This is a genomic window from Kitasatospora sp. NPDC058243, assembly GCF_042882025.1.
Classification (GTDB): domain Bacteria; phylum Actinomycetota; class Actinomycetes; order Streptomycetales; family Streptomycetaceae; genus Kitasatospora.
The window spans coordinates 38,477-55,047 of sequence record NZ_JBHVWW010000030.1 but is presented as its reverse complement, the minus strand read 5'-3'; the positions used below and the strand labels follow the sequence as shown (position 1 = coordinate 55,047).

21 protein-coding genes are annotated in these 16,571 nt (G+C 72.0%); 5 read left to right on the top strand and 16 right to left on the bottom strand.

The window, feature by feature from the left end; all coding sequences use genetic code 11:
• Positions 1–30: 30 nt before the first annotated feature.
• The 14 genes from lgt to hisI form a co-directional block, all read right to left on the bottom strand.
• Positions 31–1,122: a prolipoprotein diacylglyceryl transferase gene (lgt, locus tag ACFVX9_RS20720; protein WP_387982900.1), complete on the bottom strand. Its 1,092-nt coding sequence runs from the start codon at positions 1,120–1,122 to the stop codon at positions 31–33.
• A 143-nt stretch (positions 1,123–1,265) separates the two neighbouring features.
• Entirely contained in the window at positions 1,266–2,129 is an 864-nt protein-coding gene (locus ACFVX9_RS20715) for a DsbA family protein (protein ID WP_380376409.1), read from the bottom strand.
• Positions 2,130–2,195: 66 nt separating this feature from the next.
• Positions 2,196–2,714 (bottom strand): MauE/DoxX family redox-associated membrane protein, encoded by a 519-nt coding sequence (locus ACFVX9_RS20710; protein WP_363618934.1) that lies wholly within the window; start codon positions 2,712–2,714, stop codon positions 2,196–2,198.
• 176 nt (positions 2,715–2,890) lie between these two features.
• Complete coding sequence (locus ACFVX9_RS20705; protein WP_063347164.1) at positions 2,891–3,139, bottom strand: hypothetical protein; 249 nt, start codon at positions 3,137–3,139, stop codon at positions 2,891–2,893.
• Positions 3,140–3,350: 211 nt separating this feature from the next.
• On the bottom strand, positions 3,351–4,160 hold the full coding sequence (gene trpA / locus ACFVX9_RS20700; protein WP_063347165.1) for a tryptophan synthase subunit alpha: 810 nt from the start codon (positions 4,158–4,160) through the stop codon (positions 3,351–3,353).
• A gap of 2 nt (positions 4,161–4,162) precedes the next feature.
• Positions 4,163–5,434, bottom strand: coding sequence for a tryptophan synthase subunit beta (gene trpB / locus ACFVX9_RS20695; RefSeq protein WP_063347166.1), 1,272 nt, complete (start codon positions 5,432–5,434; stop codon positions 4,163–4,165).
• A gap of 47 nt (positions 5,435–5,481) precedes the next feature.
• A complete protein-coding gene (gene trpM, locus ACFVX9_RS20690; RefSeq protein WP_167745855.1) occupies positions 5,482–5,631 on the bottom strand; it encodes a tryptophan biosynthesis modulator TrpM in 150 nt (49 codons plus the stop codon).
• A 9-nt stretch (positions 5,632–5,640) separates the two neighbouring features.
• A complete protein-coding gene (gene trpC, locus ACFVX9_RS20685) occupies positions 5,641–6,447 on the bottom strand; it encodes an indole-3-glycerol phosphate synthase TrpC (RefSeq protein ID WP_063347167.1) in 807 nt (268 codons plus the stop codon).
• Positions 6,448–6,794: 347 nt separating this feature from the next.
• The gene (locus ACFVX9_RS20680; RefSeq protein ID WP_063347168.1) at positions 6,795–7,238 is read right to left on the bottom strand and encodes a DUF2752 domain-containing protein; all 444 of its coding nucleotides are present in this window, start codon (positions 7,236–7,238) and stop codon (positions 6,795–6,797) included.
• Between the two features lie 135 nt (positions 7,239–7,373).
• Entirely contained in the window at positions 7,374–7,628 is a 255-nt protein-coding gene (locus tag ACFVX9_RS20675) for an HGxxPAAW family protein (RefSeq protein ID WP_380334098.1), read from the bottom strand.
• A 235-nt stretch (positions 7,629–7,863) separates the two neighbouring features.
• A complete protein-coding gene (locus ACFVX9_RS20670) occupies positions 7,864–8,466 on the bottom strand; it encodes a TIGR02234 family membrane protein (protein WP_380376397.1) in 603 nt (200 codons plus the stop codon).
• On the bottom strand, positions 8,463–8,963 hold the full coding sequence (locus tag ACFVX9_RS20665; protein WP_380481637.1) for a Uma2 family endonuclease: 501 nt from the start codon (positions 8,961–8,963) through the stop codon (positions 8,463–8,465). The genes ACFVX9_RS20670 and ACFVX9_RS20665 overlap by 4 nt, the downstream gene beginning before the upstream one ends.
• A 50-nt stretch (positions 8,964–9,013) precedes the next feature.
• A complete protein-coding gene (locus ACFVX9_RS20660; RefSeq protein WP_380334091.1) occupies positions 9,014–10,537 on the bottom strand; it encodes an anthranilate synthase component I in 1,524 nt (507 codons plus the stop codon).
• A gap of 48 nt (positions 10,538–10,585) precedes the next feature.
• Positions 10,586–10,957, bottom strand: a complete 372-nt coding sequence (gene hisI / locus ACFVX9_RS20655) for a phosphoribosyl-AMP cyclohydrolase (RefSeq protein ID WP_063347172.1) — start codon at positions 10,955–10,957, stop codon at positions 10,586–10,588.
• 215 nt (positions 10,958–11,172) lie between these two features.
• Here hisI and ACFVX9_RS20650 point away from each other — a divergent pair, with 215 nt between their 5' ends.
• Both ACFVX9_RS20650 and ACFVX9_RS20645 read left to right on the top strand, forming a co-directional pair.
• Positions 11,173–11,748, top strand: coding sequence for a hypothetical protein (locus ACFVX9_RS20650; protein ID WP_380481639.1), 576 nt, complete (start codon positions 11,173–11,175; stop codon positions 11,746–11,748).
• A 19-nt stretch (positions 11,749–11,767) separates the two neighbouring features.
• Complete coding sequence (locus tag ACFVX9_RS20645; protein WP_380481641.1) at positions 11,768–12,412, top strand: TIGR03085 family metal-binding protein; 645 nt, start codon at positions 11,768–11,770, stop codon at positions 12,410–12,412.
• 103 nt (positions 12,413–12,515) lie between these two features.
• On the opposite strand, the gene ACFVX9_RS20640 is transcribed toward ACFVX9_RS20645, so the two are convergent.
• A complete protein-coding gene (locus ACFVX9_RS20640) occupies positions 12,516–13,016 on the bottom strand; it encodes an NUDIX domain-containing protein (protein ID WP_380481643.1) in 501 nt (166 codons plus the stop codon).
• A gap of 30 nt (positions 13,017–13,046) precedes the next feature.
• Complete coding sequence (locus tag ACFVX9_RS20635) at positions 13,047–14,399, bottom strand: tetratricopeptide repeat protein (protein WP_380423251.1); 1,353 nt, start codon at positions 14,397–14,399, stop codon at positions 13,047–13,049.
• Positions 14,400–14,591: 192 nt separating this feature from the next.
• Here ACFVX9_RS20635 and ACFVX9_RS20630 point away from each other — a divergent pair, with 192 nt between their 5' ends.
• The 3 genes from ACFVX9_RS20630 to ACFVX9_RS20620 are packed head-to-tail and all read left to right on the top strand — an operon-like array spanning position 14,592 to position 16,542.
• Positions 14,592–15,302: an ATP-binding protein gene (locus tag ACFVX9_RS20630; protein WP_380536585.1), complete on the top strand. Its 711-nt coding sequence runs from the start codon at positions 14,592–14,594 to the stop codon at positions 15,300–15,302.
• A complete protein-coding gene (locus tag ACFVX9_RS20625) occupies positions 15,290–16,411 on the top strand; it encodes a radical SAM protein (protein ID WP_380481645.1) in 1,122 nt (373 codons plus the stop codon). The genes ACFVX9_RS20630 and ACFVX9_RS20625 overlap by 13 nt, the downstream gene beginning before the upstream one ends.
• Positions 16,408–16,542 carry a hypothetical protein gene (locus ACFVX9_RS20620; protein ID WP_363618922.1) on the top strand — a complete coding sequence of 45 codons (135 nt, stop codon included), beginning with the start codon at positions 16,408–16,410 and terminating at the stop codon, positions 16,540–16,542. Before ACFVX9_RS20625 ends, ACFVX9_RS20620 begins: the two co-directional genes overlap by 4 nt.
• Positions 16,543–16,571: the final 29 nt, after the last annotated feature.

The window sequence follows — 16,571 nt, the reverse complement described above, 5'->3', positions numbered from 1 at the left end:
CGGGCGGCCGAAGCGGGGGGAACTCCCAGGTCAGGTCAGGTTCTTGGCATTCTTGTCGGCGCTCTCGACGGCCTCGGAGGCTGCCTCCGCGTCCGCCTTTTCGTCCGCGGACTGGGACAGTTCGGCGGTCTCACCGGCCCCGGCGACCTTCTCGGACGGCGCGGGCTTCCCGCCGGCCTTCTCCGCCGAAGCGGCCTTGCCGGCCTTCTCGGCCTTACCGGACTTCTCGGACCCCGCGGCCTTGCCGGACGCCGCCGCCTTGTCGGACGGGCCCTGCGCCTCGCCCTCCTCGTCGGCCAGCGGGTCGATGCTCGCCGGGTCCTCCCGGCCGGGCCGCTTCTTGCCGACGACCACCAGGTAGACCACGGCGCCGATGAACACCACGATCGACGTCCAGTCGTTCAGCCGCAGGCCGAAGTAGACGTGCGCCTCGTCGATCCGCAGCCACTCGGTCCAGAACCGGCCCACCGTGTACGCGGCCACGTACAGCGCGAAGGCCCGGCCGTGCCCCAGCTTGAAGCGGCGGTCGGCCCAGATCACCAGCAGCGCGACGCCGACGCACCAGATCGACTCGTACAGGAAGGTCGGGTGGTAGACGCCCTTGACGACCTCGCCGCCCGGCAGCGTCTTGTCGATCTCCAGGCCCCACGGCAGCGTGGTCGGCCGGCCGTACAGCTCCTGGTTGAAGTAGTTGCCCCAGCGGCCCATCGCCTGCGCGAGCGCGATGCCCGGCGCGATGGCGTCCGCGTACGCGGGCAGCGGCACGCCCCGGCGGCGGCAGCCGATCCAGGCCCCGACCGCGCCGAGCGCGACGGCGCCCCAGATGCCGAGGCCGCCCTCCCAGATCTTGAAGGCGTTCCAGGGGTTCTTGCCGACCCCGAAGTACAGCTGGTGGTCGGTGATCACGTGGTACAGCCGGCCGCCGACCAGGCCGAAGGGCACGGCCCAGACGGCGATGTCGCCGACCGTGTGCTTGGCACCGCCCCGGGCGACCCAGCGCTTGCTGCCGAGCCAGACGGCCACGACGACACCGAGGATGATGCAGAAGGCGTAGGCGCGCAGCGGGATCGGTCCGAGGTACAGGACGCCCCGCGACGGGCTGGGAATGTAGGCGATATCCATGGCGGTTCCGACGCTACAGGGTCTGCGGCCCCTGCTGGGCACCCCCGGGGTCACAGATACCGAACAACGGGCGCCGGGAACGACGCCGCCGCCCCCTCCGGACGGGGAGGAGGCGGCGGCGGTCACCCGGCGGTGTGCGGGGCTCAGCCCGCGGTCGGCGACGGGTTGTTGGCCTCCGAGGCGGTGCTGGTGGGCGCCGGGGTCTGCCCGTTGGAGCCTGCGGTGCCCAGCTGCTTGCCCTGGTTGGCGGCGTCGACCCACTTCACCAGGTTCGCCGGGGTGATCTCCTCGGCGCCGTTCTTGGGGTAGACCGGCTGGCCGTTGAGCAGCACGGTCGGGGTGGACTTGTAGCTGGACTTGTCGAAGTCCTGCTGCACGGACGACACCCATCCGCCGTACTTGTTGTCGTTGACGCAAGCCTGGAAGGCGGGCGTGTCGAGGCCGTTGACCTGCTTGGCGAGGTTGATCAGGACGGCCTTGTCGCCGAAGGCGTCGCTGGTCTCGCCCGGCTGGTTGCGGTACAGCACGTCGTGGAAGTCCCGGAAGTGCCCGGCGTCCTGGGCGCAGGCCAGCGCGTTGGCGCCCGCCTTGGAGCCCTTGCCCGGGACGGCCCGGTCGATGAACGACACGATGTGGTAGTTGGTGTAGATCTTGCCGGCGTCTTCCAGCTGGTCGACGGTCGAGGAGAACTCGCGCTCGAAGATCCCGCAGGCCGGGCAGCGCGGGTCCTCGTAGACGGTGAGGACGGCCGGGGCGTTGGCCGAGCCGGCCGGGATGACCAGGTTCTTGTCGCCGATCGTCCCGGCGGGGGCGGCGACCGGGGTCTCCGGCTTGGAGCGCTGGTTCTGCACCACGACGCCGGTGACCACGGCGGCGGCGATCACCACGAGCACCGCGCCGCCCACCAACAGCTTCTTCCTGCGCTTGGACGTGGCCTCGTCGGCCGACCGCTGCTCCAGCATCCGCTCGCGGGCGGTGCGCTTGCCTTCTCGGTTCTTCTCGCTCATTGCCTTGACATCCACAATCGGGAGGGCCTTCGTGGGGTGGGGTGGGGGTGCGGCGGGGCCGGCCGGTCAGCTCGCCAGCCAGCCGTCCGCCGAGAACCTGGTGCGGGGCCGCCACAGCAGCCACCCGGCCAGCAGGAGGAACCCGGTGTCGCGCAGGATCTCCTGGAGGTACTCGGTCTGCGAGGCGTCGACGTGCCCGCCGCCGCCGAAGCAGCCGCAGTCGATCGAGATGCCGCGCGCCCAGGCGGCGGCGATCCCGGCGATGAAGGTGAGCAGCAGCAGCGCGGAGACGCCGGCGACGATCCGGACGCCGAGGCCGATCACCAGCAGCAGGGCGAGCGCCAGCTCCAGGAAGGGCAGGGCGTAGCCGACCGGCTTGACCAGGCCCTCGGGCAGGATCTCGTAGGCGCGGACGGCCTGGGCGGCCTCCGCCGGGTCGGCGATCTTGGCCAGGCCGGCCCAGCCCCAGACCACCGCGAGGCCGAGCCGGACGACGGTGCCCAGCCACGGACTCCAGGCTGGCACCGGCCGCCGGGCGGGCGGCGCGGGCGCCGTGTCACCGGGCTGCGCTGCCGGGCCGGCCATCAGGGAACCCCCCTCGGGAAACTCGTTCACTTCCTGATGAACCGTAAGGGACGAAGGGCGGTTCCTCCATATTCAGGAATTAAGCCGGATGGGTGACGTCTGGTGATGGTGTGTCCGAATCCGGCGAACGTCCGTTCAGGGGTGGGTGGCCGTGGTCGATCAGGTCCGCGCGGCCCTCAGGAGCGGCAGCCGGGCGGACGGCCGGGGTCGAACAGGTCGGCGCGGCCCTCGTGGTGCGGGTGGGCGGCCCGTTCGGCGGCGTCCCAGCGGGCCGCCTCGGCGCAGGCGTACGCGTCCCGCACGGCCCGCTCGGCACCGCGCCTGGCCAGCGCCTGCCCCACCTCGGTGTGCGCGCCGACGGCGGCGCCGAGCGCCAGCGCGGCGGCGGCCGCCCGCAGCAGAACGGCCCGATGGAGACCCGGCACCGGCTCACTCCTTCGCTCGCTCGGCAACCCCCGTGCACCTCGTTCGTGCACTCGTCCCTCCACTCAACGCCGGTCAACCCCGGCTGATGCGTGTGCCCGTCGCTGTTCACCCGTTCGGGGCCGCGCGAGCGCCGCCGCCCGGCGAGCCGGGCGCACGCAAGCGCGACGGCCCGCCACCCACGAAGGGCGACGGGCCGTCAGGACGTACGGGTCAGCGCCGGCGGACGCCCGCCGCCAGCTCGCCGGCCAGGGCGCGCACCGCGTCCAGCGCGGCCGCCTCGTCGTCGCCGGCCTCCAGGATCCGCTTCACGAACGCGGAGCCCACGATCACGCCGTCGGCGAAGCCCGCCACCTCCGCGGCCTGCGCGGGGGTGGAGACGCCGAGGCCGACGCAGACCGGCAGGTCGGTGGTGGCCCGGGTGCGGGCGACCAGGTCCTCGGCGAGCGAGCCGACCTGGGCGCGGGTCCCGGTCACGCCCATCACGGCGGCCGCGTAGACGAAGCCGCTGCCGGCCGCGGTGACCTCGGCCAGGCGCGGGTCCTTGCTGCTGGGGGCGACCACGAACACGGTGTCGAGCCCGTGCTCGTCCGCCGCCTTGCGCCACTCCTCGGACTCCTCCACCGGCAGGTCCGGCAGGATGCAGCCGGCGCCGCCCGCGGCGGCGAGGTCGGCGGCGAAGCGCGCGGTGCCGTAGCGGTCGACCGGGTTCCAGTACGTCATCACCAGCACCGCCGCCTCGGGGTGCGCGGTGGCGACCTCCTGGACGGTGCGCAGCACGTCCTTGATCCGCACGCCGCCGCGCAGCGCGATGTCGTCGGCGGTCTGGATGACGGCGCCGTCCAGCACCGGGTCGGAGTGCGGCAGGCCGACCTCGACGATGTCGCAGCCGCCCTCGATCAGCGCGTTGATCGCCCGGATGCCGCCGTCGACGGTCGGGAAGCCGCCCGGCAGGTAGCCGATCAGCGCGGCGCGGTCCTCGGCCTTGGCGGCCGCCAGGATGCCACTGAGCTTCGATGCCATGGTCACTTACCCCCGTGGGCCGCGTCGTGGGCCGAGCCGCCGGCCGGCTCGTCGTACAGGCCGAAGTACTCGGCCGCGGTGTGCATGTCCTTGTCGCCGCGCCCGGAGAGCGAGACCAGGATGGTGGCCTCGGGCCCGAGCTCGCGGCCCAGCTCCAGGGCGCCGGCCAGCGCGTGGGCGCTCTCGATGGCCGGGATGATGCCCTCGGTGCGGGACAGCAGCCGCAGCGCCTGCATGGCGGCGTCGTCGGTGACGGGGCGGTACTCGGCCCGTCCGGTGTCCTTCAGCCAGGCGTGCTCCGGGCCGACGCCCGGGTAGTCGAGGCCGGCGGAGATGGAGTGCGACTCGATGGTCTGGCCGTCCTCGTCCTGGAGGACGTAGGTGCGCGAGCCGTGCAGCACGCCGGGGTCGCCCTTGGTGAGGGTGGCGGCGTGCTTGGGGGTGTCGGCGCCCTCGCCGGCGGCCTCGCAGCCGATCAGGCGCACGCCGGCGTCGGGGATGAACTCGTGGAAGATGCCCATCGCGTTGGAGCCGCCGCCGACGCAGGCGACGACGGCGTCGGGCAGCCGCCCGGTGCGGTCGAGCACCTGCTGGCGGGCCTCGATGCCGATGACCCGGTGGAAGTCGCGGACCATCATCGGGAAGGGGTGCGGGCCGGCCACGGTGCCGAACAGGTAGTGGGTGGAGTCCACGTTGGCGACCCAGTCGCGGAACGCCTCGTTGATGGCGTCCTTGAGGGTGCGGCTGCCGGAGGTGACGGACACCACCTCGGCGCCGAGCATCCGCATCCGGGCGACGTTCAGCGCCTGGCGCTGGGTGTCGACCTCGCCCATGTAGATGGTGCAGTCGAAGCCGAACAGGGCGCAGGCGGTGGCGGTGGCCACGCCGTGCTGGCCGGCGCCGGTCTCGGCGATGATCCGGGTCTTGCCCATCCGCCGGGTGAGCAGGGCCTGGCCCAGCACGTTGTTGATCTTGTGCGAGCCGGTGTGGTTGAGGTCCTCGCGCTTGAGCAGGACGCGCGCGCCGCCCGCCTCGGCGGAGAAGCGGTGCACGTCGGTCAGCGGGCTCGGGCGGCCGGTGTAGTCCTTGAGCAGGCCGTCGAGTTCGGCGGCGAAGGCCGGGTCGGCCTTGGCCTTCTCGTACTCCTCGGCGACCTGCTCGACCGCGGCGACCAGCGCCTCGGGGATGAAGCGGCCGCCGTAGGCACCGAAGTAGCCTCGGGCGTCCGGCACCTGGGCGCCGGGCAGGTAGTCCTTCGCGGACTTGTCGGACATGGTGGAGTCCTTTGGAAGATGACGACAGGGACGTCTCGTGGCTGGGCTCAGCCGGATGTCCGTCGCCATCGGCGGCCCGGCACCTGCCCGGGCTCGCAGCCGATCACGTAGCGCACCCGCCGCCCCAGCACCCGGCGTGCGGGCGCGCGGCAGCCGCGCGGGCGGCAACCGGGGGCGAGGCGGGTGGCGATCTTCATGTCGGCGGATCAGTCCTTGTGCCGGACGGCGGGGTGGGCGCCGGCCGCGACCAGGTCGGCGACCGCGGCGCGCGGGTCCTTGCCGGTCACCAGGGACTCGCCGACCAGGACGGCGTCGGCGCCCAGGTTGGCGTAGGAGATCACGTCCAGCGGGCCGCGCACGCCGGACTCGGCGATCTTGACGACGCTGTCCGGGATGGCGTGGACGACGTTGCCGAAGGTGTTGCGGTCCACCTCAAGGGTCTTGAGGTTGCGGGCGTTGACGCCGATGATCCGTGCCCCGGCGTCCACCGCGCGCTTGATCTCCTCCTCGTCGTGCACCTCGACCAGCGGGGTGAGGCCGATCGACTCGGCCCGCTCGATCAGCGACACCAGGGCCGACTGGTCGAGGGCGGCGACGATCAGCAGCGCGAGGTCGGCGCCGTGCGCGCGGGCCTCCCACAGCTGGTAGGCGGTGACGATGAAGTCCTTGCGCAGCAGCGGGGTGTCCACCGCCGCGCGGACGGCGTCCAGGTCGGCCAGCGAGCCGCCGAAGCGGCGCTGCTCGGTGAGCACGCTGATCGCGGCGGCGCCGCCGGCCGCGTAGTCGCTCGCCAGGGCGGCCGGGTCGGCGATCGCGGCCAGGGCGCCCTTGGACGGGCTGGAGCGCTTCACCTCGCAGATCACCCGGACCCCGTCGCCCTTGAGCGCGGCGACGCCGTCCTTGGCCTCCGGGGCCTTGGCGGCGAGTTCCTTCAGCTGGTCCAGGGAGACCCGGGCCTGCCGTTCGGCGAGGTCCTCGCGGACCCCCTCGATGATCGTGTCGAGCACACTCATGCGCACACCTCGCTTCGCTCAGCAGGCGCTGCGCGCAACACGCACCTGTCAATGGTTCGCTCGCTCACGCGAAGTGCCCCCAACATTTCTGTTCGTTCGCCGGCGACGAGCCGTCCGGGCGGTGGCCCGGCGGCACTTCGATGGTATCGGCACCCGGGGGCGCGGGGCGCATCCGCCCGGTGTGCGTCTCGCGTGCCGGACGCCCCCCTGAGCAGCCCCCAACTGCGGTTTCACCGGTTCTCCGGCGGTGCCCGAACGTGCGGTGCGGACCAAGTGGACCGATGTACGGGCCCCGGTGTGGACCGGTGCGCGAGCCTGCGCGGGTCGCTACCCGTCGGCGTGGGCGGTCAAACCAGCAGGGGCGCCAGCCCCGCCCCGACGGGCAGGTTGCGCACCACCGTGAACACCAGCAGCAGCAGGAGGATCAGCACCCAGCGCCGGGCCCCGACCGGCGGCCTGGGCCGCGGCCCGGCGCCGGTCAGCGCGGCCCAGGCCCAGCGCAGCCACAACAGCGCCAGGACGCCGAACAGCAGGACGGCCGCGGCGTTGTCGTGCAGCGCGCCCGTGAAGTCCCCGTGGGCCAGCGCGTGGACGCAGCGCAGCCCCCCGCAGCCGGGGCACCACCAGCCGGTGGCGGCCAGGAAGGGGCAGTCGGGGTAGTGCCCGGGGGTGTTCGGGTCCACCGCGGCGACGTAGACGGCGGGGACGGCCACCGCCGCCAGCGCGGCCAGCGGCGGGCCGAGCCGGCGCAGGACGGGCGGCAGGGCGGAGGTGGTGGAGGCGGAGGTCACGCCCCGATTCTGCCCGTGCCGGGCCCGGACAGAACGAAACGGCGGGCGTGGCGCGCCCGCCGTTCGGTACTGCTACAAGTCGGTACTGCTACGAGTCGTACTCCTGCGAGTCGTACTGCTGCGAGGAGTCCGTCGTCAGGCGGCGACGGCGGCCCGGGCCGCGCGCTGCTCCTCGTGCGAGGTGTACACGTTGGCGCTCGGCTGCTGGCCCATGCCCGCCATCGACATGGCCTTGCCGACCACGCCGCCGGCCAGGATGACCGCGATGCCGGCCCAGACCAGCATCACCGACGGGAGGATCATCGCGACCCCCGCGATCCCGAAACCGATGAACGTGATGGTCACGCCGGTCCAGGCGGCGGTGGTGTGACCGTGTGCTGCTGCTGCCATCTGAGTGGTGCTCCTAGCCTCTCGGGGCCCGGCCGGGCCTGCGGGGCCGCCGGCGGGTTGACGGGTTCCATTGTGCCGGGCCACACACCGGCGGCCCAAAGCGGGTGGCGGGTCTATCGCGTCACACCGCCGCCGGGGCCCGTTGCGGGCTGCTGAGGTCTACTGGGGCCCGCTGAGGCCCGAAGCCCGGGCCCGCTCGGGCCCGGCGCTCAAGGCCCGCGCTCAGACCCCGCGCTCAGACCGTGGTCGGGTCCTCGCCCCGGTCCAGCGCCTTCCACAGGTCGGCCGGGGTCTCGCTCTTCGCCGGGGCCTTGCGGGTGGGCGCCTCGTAGCGGCTGCCCATGGCCGGCCAGCTCCGGCCGTAGCGGAGGGTGAGCAGCCCGGCGACGGCCAGCAGCAGCCCGCCGGCCAGCGCCACCCAGGGCCAGCCGGTGTGGCCGACCTCGGTGGCCGCCGACCCGGACAGCGCCAGCTTGCGGGCCGCCTCGGCGTCCAGCGCGGCGGTGTCCCCGGCGCCCGCGGCCGAGGCGGCGGCCGCGCCGAGGCCCGCCAGCAGGGTCAGCGCGCCGACCGCGAGCCGGCCCGCGCCGCGCACCGCGAACACCGCGACGGCCGCCGCGAGCCCCACCAGGGCCAGTCCGCCCGGGAGTTCGGAGATCGCGCCGCCGGAGACGGACACCGCCAGGGTGCCGGCCCGGCCCTCGGCCCAGACCCGGCCGACGGCGGTCAGCACCAGCACGGCGCTCAGCACGGTCAGCAGGAGCATCACGCCGAGCGTCCGGCGGCCCGACGCGGGGGCCGGCGGGGCGGGTACGGGGGTCTGGTCAGGTGCGCTCACCCGTCCACTATCCCCCGCCCGGCGTCCGGCCCCGCACCCGGGGTGGGCGGCCCGGCCGGGAACTCGTCCGTCCGCAGCACCAGCGTCCGCCCGGCGAGCGGCAGGAACAGGTCGTTGCCGAACGGCACCCGCTCCGCCTCCCGGTACCCGCCGTCGGCGGACGGCGCGGTGTGCACGGTGCAGGCCGCCGCCGCCGGGTCGACCACCACGTACAGCGGGATCCCGCTGCGCGCGTACGCCAGCGCCGTCTCGGCGAGGTGCGGCCGGGCCACCTCCAGGACGGCCTCGACGTCGCTCCCGGCGTACCGGCCCCGGCCGTCGGGCTCCGCCCCCGGGGCGGTCACCGTCAGGTCGGGGATCAGGTCGGGGGCGTCGGCCGGGGCGTCGGTCACGGCGCCGGACAGCACCCGGCCGTGCCCGCCCAGCTGGTCCTCGATCTGGGCGGCCGCATCGAGCACGACCACCCGCCGCAGTTCGTCGGGCGACACCTCGGACATCCCGGCCGCCTCCCTCGACGACTCACGGCTTACAGCTCACGACTGTCGACTCACGACAGTTCCGGCGTCCGCAGCGTATTGGCGGTGGCGACGGCCCGCAGCACGGCGGCCGCCTTGTTGCGGCACTCGGTGTCCTCCCCGTGCGGGTCGGAGTCCGCGACCACGCCCGCGCCGGCCTGCACGAAGGCGGTGCCGTCGCGCAGCACGGCGGTGCGGATCGCGATCGCGGTGTCGGAGTCCCCGGCGAAGTCCAGGTAGCCGACGCAGCCGCCGTACAGGCCGCGGCGGGTGGGCTCCAGTTCCTCGATGATCCGCATCGCGCGGGGCTTGGGCGCGCCGGACAGGGTGCCCGCCGGGAAGCAGGCGGTCAGCACGTCGAAGGCGGTCCGCCCGGGCGCCACCCGGCCGGTGACGGTGGAGACGATGTGCATCACGTGGCTGTAGCGCTCGATGTGCATGAAGTCGACCACCTCCACGCTGCCCGGCTCGCAGACCCGGCCGAGGTCGTTGCGGCCCAGGTCGACCAGCATCAGGTGCTCGGCCCGCTCCTTGGGGTCGGCGAGCAGTTCGGCGGCCAGCGCCGCGTCCTCGTGCGGGGTGGCGCCGCGGTGCCTCGTCCCGGCGATCGGGTGCACCATCGCCTCGCCGGCGGTCACCTTGACCAGCGCCTCCGGGCTGGAGCCGACCACGTCGAAGCCGCCCTCGGCGGTGCCGTCCGGCCCCGGGAAGCGGAACAGGTACATGTACGGGCTGGGGTTGGTGGTGCGCAGCACGCGGTAGACGTCCAGCGCCGAGGCCGGGCAGGGCGCCTCGAAGCGCTGCGAGGGGACGACCTGGAAGGCCTCGCCGGCCCGGATCCGCTCCTTCACCACCTCCACCGCCGCCCGGTACGGCGCGCCGCCGAACGGGGAGCGGGCCTCGCCCGGCCCGGCAGGGGTGAAGGTGGCCAGGCCCGGGTCGACCGGCTTGAGCAGGTCGGCCTCCATGGCGTCCAGCCGGGCCACCGCGTCCGCGTAGGCCTCGTCCACGCCGCTGGCCAGGTCGTTGTGGTTGACGGCGTTGGCGATCAGCAGCACCGTGCCGTCGACGTGGTCGAGCACGGCGAGGTCGGTGGCGAGCATCATGGTCAGCTCGGGCAGCCGCAGGTCGTCCGGGTTGAGGTCGGGCAGCTTCTCCAGCCGGCGGACGACGTCGTAGCCCAGGTAGCCGACCAGGCCGCCGGTGAGCGGCGGCAGGCCGTCGTCGTCGCGGCGCGGGGTGTGCAGCGCCTCCAGCGCGGCGCGCAGCACCTGCAAGGGGTCGCCGCCGGTCGGGATGCCGACCGGCGGGGTGCCCAGCCAGCGGGCCTCGCCGTCCTCCCCGACAGTGAGGACGGCGGCGCTGCGGACGCCGACGAAGGAGTAGCGCGACCAGCTGCGGCCCTGCTCGGCGGACTCCAGCAGGAAGGTGCCGGGCCGCTCCTCGGCGAGGCTGCGGTACAGGCCGATCGGGGTGAGACCGTCCGCGAGGAGCCTGCGGGTGACCGGGATGACCCGGGTGTCGACGGCGAGCTTGCGGAAGGCTTCGAGATCCATGGCGAGCGGCACCTTCTGGAGTTCCGGTAGGAGGAGCAGGAGGAGGGGTCAGGCGAGCGGGAGCACGTCGGCGTCGAAGCAGGTGCGGTCGCCGGTGTGGCAGGCGGCACCGGTCTGGTCGACCTTCACCAGCAGGGTGTCGCCGTCGCAGTCCAGCGCCACCGACTTGACCGCCTGGGCGTGGCCGGAGGTGTCGCCCTTCACCCAGTACTCGCGGCGGCTGCGGCTCCAGTAGGTGCAGCGGCCGGTGGTGAGCGTGCGGTGCAGCGCCTCGTCGTCCATCCAGCCCAGCATCAGCACCTCGCCGGTGTCGTACTGCTGCGCGATCGCCGGGAGCAGGCCGTCCTCGGTGCGCTTGAGGCGCGCGGCGATCTCGGGGGCCAGGGCGGTGGTGCCGGGGGTGGCGGGTGTGGTGGACATGGGGCCATTGTTGCAGTCCGGCCCGCAGCCCCGGTGCGGCCTGCGCCCTGCGCCGTGCGCCTTGTGCGGTGGGCCCTACACGGTGCACTCACTACCTCCGGGCTGGATCCGTGCGGCCGGGGAGCCTATCCCGCCCTACCCCGAACCTCGCCGTAAAGGGGCGATTTCGGCCAACCGCCTGCCGGGCGGGCCCCGCGTGGGCCATCCTCATGCCCATGACCTCCGAGCAGCAGCCGCCCGCAGCCGCCGACTCCCGCCCGTCCCGGGGCCTGGTCCTCGCCGTCGTGGCCGTCCTGGCCGTGCTGCTCGCGGTGGTGGCCACCGTCCTGCTCTGGCCGGAGGAGCGCAAGCCCGCCGCCGCGCCGCCCCCGCCCACCCCCACGGCCACCCCGACCCCGACGCCCACCCCCACGCCGACACCCACCCCGACCAAGACCCCGCCGTACGCCTTCTTCCCGGTCGGCGCCTGCTTCGACCACCCGCAGCTCAGCCCGGTGATCACCAAGGCCGAGGAGCGCCCCTGCACCGGCGAGCACGACGGCCAGGTGATCGCCGACCTGAAACTGGCCGACGGCCTGACCGGCGAGATCCCGATCTCGCTCGCCATGCGCGAGGGCTGCAAGGAGGCCGAGGCCGCCGCCAAGGCCCGCCAGAACGACGGGAAGACGTACTACGGCCGCCAGTTCGGCCCCGCCCAGGCCAACTACCAGCAGGGCTGGCGGGACTACACCTGCACCCTGACGGCCTCCAACAAGCAGGGCGGCCCCAAGCTCACCGGCAACCTGCACTGACAGCCTCTATCGTGGCGCCATGTCGAACCACGCCCTCGCCGAACGCCACCGCCTCGCCGCACTCCTGGCCGCCGCCGGGCCGGACGCCCCCACCCTCTGCGCCGGGTGGACCACCCGCGACCTCGCCGCCCACCTGGTGATCCGGGAGCGCCGCGCCGACGCGGCAGCCGGCATCCGGGTCGGCGCCCTCGCCGACTGGACCCACCGGGTGCAGTCCGCGTACGCCGAGCGCCCGTACGAGGAACTGCTGAAGCTCTTCCGCTCCGGCCCGCCGGTGTTCTCCCTGTTCGCCCTGCCCGGCGCCGACGAGGCCGCGAACACCGTCGAGTACTACGTGCACGCCGAGGACGTCCTGCGGGCCGCCGACGACTGGACGCCCTCCCCGGTGCCCGCCGGCCGCGCCGAAGCCCTGTGGCGCCGCCTGCCACTGCTGGCCCGCCTGGAAGCCGGCCGCCGCTCCCCCGTCCGCCTGACCCTGCGCCGCCCCGACGGCCAGTCCCTCACCGTCGGCCCCACCGGCTCCCCCACCGTCCAACTCACCGGCGAACCAGGCGACCTGGTCCTCTTCACCTACGGCCGCGGCACCCACACCACCCTCACCACAGACGGCTCCCCCGACGCCCTCGAAGCCCTCCGCCACGTCCTCCCCCTGCCCGCGCGGTAAAAGCGAGAGAAATGAAGCGCTGCCCCTCGGAATACCGAGGGGCAGCGCTCGACGACCCAAGACCGATAGAAATGGGAGGAGATCGAAAACCCCCGGTCGACAATCAGCTCCGCCACGAGTCGAGAGAGACGCTCGGGCCATCGGTGAGATAGCTGATCAGAGCGCCCCTGGTAGTGGAGACGAATTCCTCCGGTACGGCACCGACGCCGACCCACGCAACGTCCGAGTGCTTGGCAGGTTCCCCGTTCGCGAGCTCACCGGACCACCGGTGAGTCGCGAAAACGACAGTCAGGAAGCCGTTGGGAGCCTCGACGCCGCGAGCACCGTGGATGACGTGAACGAGTTGCAAGTCCTCGGGAGCGGCGACGAGCCCGGTCTCCTCCCTGAGCTCGCGAACCGCCGTCTCCGTGATCGGCTCGCCTGGTTCGCTCTTGCCGACCGGCAGATCCCACAGGCCCTGCGCGAACTTGGCCCTGGGCCCCCGCCGGAGAAGAACGACACGTTGAGCTTCAAGGTCATGGACGATGACGGCGGCGACCAGCAGAGTCATCGACTCCGTAGCGGGATTGAGAGCAGTCATCTGATCGGCGGTCGGCTGAGCCACGTCGGTCGGGTCCTTCCTGCGGTACGGCTGTCATGTCAGTGCCTCGCGTGTCCGGCGTTCCAGATCTACGGCTCCAGGAACACCACGTCTACGGTAGATCGCCAAGCACGGGCGGATTGAGGAAATCGCCTTTCTCGTCCGGTCCGAGGTCATGCCGGCCATGAGGTCGAGCGCACGCCCCCAGGCTGCGACCGCCTCGTCCGCTCGGGCTTGAACAGCCAAGCTGTCACCCAGATCTGCGTAGGTGAGGGCGTGAACCCGCTTGTACTTCTCGGCATCCCAACGAATCAGCGCGGCACGGTGCTGCTGTTCGGTTCCTGCGTGGTCCCCGAGGTCGGTGAGGGTTCGAGCAGTGTGGCTGGCGACAGTACCGACCGCAGGGCCGCTGACGAATGAGAAACTGGGCTGAGGGTCGCCATCTCGAACGAGGGCGTTCTCCGCGGCGAGGAGCGCCTTGGCTGCGGAGGACTTGTCACGGGTGGCGGCGAAAGCACGAGCGTGAGTGATGTGAAGAAGCGCCTCGGTCCTTCCATCCACCCGACCAACGCTCCGAGCGAGTGCATTCTCGATCAGCGCCGCACAGTGGTGGGGCTGCTTGAGACTGAGCGCCTGATGGGCCAGGGTCCGCATCATCCATCCGGCGTGACCATGGGGGTCCGACTCCACAGCGAGTTGGTAGCCGACCTGGTAGTAGCGCTGGGCAGCGCCTTCTTGGCCGAGGTCGTGGTGTTTCCATCCAGCAAGGTAGGCAAGTTCGGCCACGGCTCCGAAGGCGTGCCGCCGCGTGCTTTCGTTGGGGAAGCGGCCGTTGAGCATCGGGGCTGCAGTGTCGGCCAGGTAAGCGGTCACGGTGGTCAGCCCGTGCCCGCCGCCGAGTCGTTCGTCTGCCGCGCTGAACACGGCAGTGATCTGCCGAACGACCTCAACTTCTTCAACACCGATGCGGGCCAAGCCGGTCCGGGCCCTCATCAGGCGCGAAATCGGCTCAGGATCGTAGAGCAACGGCATGGCTACACCGGCAGTTGTGAATGCGGCGACGGCCAGAAAGGTGCGGCGCTCGACATCTGCACGGCCGAGATTGGCAACCGCCTCGACCGGATCACTACTCACCGCCAAGGACTCTTCCGGGGTGGCGAAGCCGAGTTCGGCAAGGGTGACCCGGCGCCCGGAGCGGCGGGAGAGCGCCTCGGCGATGTATTGGCCGACTTGCCCCGCCGGCTGCGCGCCGTTGATCCAGTGGGCCACGGCGGACTTGTTGGTGAGGAGCATCTCACCGTTCTCCGCACCGATGCACCGCACAGCACGGGCTAACGCCTCATAGGTCCATCCGCCCGCTGAAATCGTCTCCCTGAGGCGGTGATTGGGTTCCCTGCGTGTGGCCACGATCGATCCCCTGAGGTCGGGCTGTAAACCGCGTAAACCACTCTACGTGTCGACAGGTATACCGATCGTGCTGTTGGGCCGGTTCACTGGATTCGAGCCTGCCAGGGCCTCTGAGTCCTGTCGCTCTGAAGGTCGAACCACAGTGCGGTTGCTCATCGCCGCACCGATCAACGCCCCAGTCCGGGAGGGCTGATGAACACCGACGACTGCGCTGTGCTCCCGATGCCGAAGTCCCAGAAGGTGCAACCGACCACGGCTGCGGTGAGATCCGCCCGGCTGTGGGTGATGCGTGCGGCTCGGTCCTGGCCGGAACTCCTCTCCGAGAAGTCACTGCGCGATGTGGAGTTGTGCACCGCCGAGTTGATCACCAACGCCGTTGAGCACACCGGAAAGCGCTGCCGCGTCACGGTCCGGTGGACTGGGGTCCGCCTCCGGGTCGAGGTCGCGGACAGGAGTCCGCAGCCGCCGGTGAGGAGCGCGGCAGACGACATGGCCACCGGCGGCCGCGGCCTGCTCCTGGTGGAGGCGCTGACCCACTCCTGGGGCTGGTACCCGGCGGAGGAGGGCAAGGTGGTCTGGTTCGAGGCGGCACCCGACCAGGTCGTGACGGGGGACTCGCGGCTCGCCGCACCAGCCATCGCGACTCATGCTCACGCCCAGCCGGAAGTCGCGGTGAGCGCTCCTTCCGCCTCGCCTCGTTACGAGATCCGCCTGATCGACTCCCGAAGCCCCCACTTCTTCCTGCTGGAGTGCTGGGGGATCTACGACCGCGAACAGCACGAGTACGTGCGCGTTCCGGGTTCCTCGGACCGGATCAGGCGCTTCTACACCAAGTCGGCCGCCGAGTCCCAGCTGCGCCACTCAGGCACCCTGACGGTCGAGGAGGAGAAGTGCACAGCCTGATCGCAAGTCCGTTCCTCAAGAGCTTCGTTGTGCTGCGACCGGGCCGGCTGGAGGGCATCGAGCTGCCCGAACGACGGTTCCGGGAGCTGGAGCATTCCCACGACTCCGGGGCCAACCTCCCATTCTGGCTCGCGCACGCCGCCCGTGCCCGCTGGGGCGCCGAACTGGCGATCCGGCCGACGAGTGAAGCCGTCCTGGTCCGCGACGCCCCGGTGTACGGGCACAGCCGTGCGAGCTGGGAGATCAACCTCGGCTGCGACCTGGACTGTGAGCACTGCTACCTCGGAGAGAAGCGATTCGCCGGCCTGGACGAAAAGGGCAAGCGCTGTCTGCTGCTGACCCTGCGGGACGCCGGGATCCTCTGGCTCCAGATCACGGGGGGCGAGGCGCTGATCGACCCCCACTTCGCGGCTTCGTGCCGGCTCGCGCACGATCTGGGAATGATGGTCGAGGTCCTGACGAACGGCACGCGACTGTCGAGCCCCGCAGCCCTGGAAGCGCTCGCCGCCAGCAGGCCGTACAGGGTCACGGTCTCCCTCTACGGCGCGACCGCAGAGACGTACGACTCGTTCACCCGACGTCGGGGCGCCTTCAAACGGGTCACGCGCGGACTGGCCGCCGGAATCACGGCCGGCCTTCCCCTGCAACTGGCGTTGATCGTCACCGCGCAGAACGCGCACGAGCTCTCCCGGATGCATGGGATGGCGGACGAACTCGGGCTCCCCTGCAAGGAGTACACCCACATGTCGCCGACGATCTACGGCGGCGCCGAATCGCTTGCATCCCAGTCGCCCGCTCATCTGAGGCCGCTCGAACGGTTCACGGGCTGCAACGTGGGACACACGTTCCTCCACGTCGACCCGCACGGAAGGGCCTCGATCTGCAAGGTCGGCCGCGATGAGCAGATCGATCTCATGGCCGAGGGCGTCCAAGGCCTCGCCCGGCTCGGCGGAATCGCCGACCGCCTCATGCTTCGCACCGGTGGCTGCTCCAGCTGCCAGCTCTCCGCCGACTGCTCGGTCTGCCGACCTCTGGCCAAGCGCTACCAGGAGGCGAAGGCACCACTGAACACCTACTGCCAGCACGGACAGAAAGGAAGCACAGCATGACCGCTGTCATGGTCGAGATCACCACCACCCGGCGCGAGGACGACGACGAGACGCTGGGGTTCATCGACGACATGGAGGACTTTGGCGCGGACGCCCTCCCCGGGTGCAACGACGACAACCCGTACCGGTAGGGCGCAACCCCAGAGGCCGACGGCTGCGG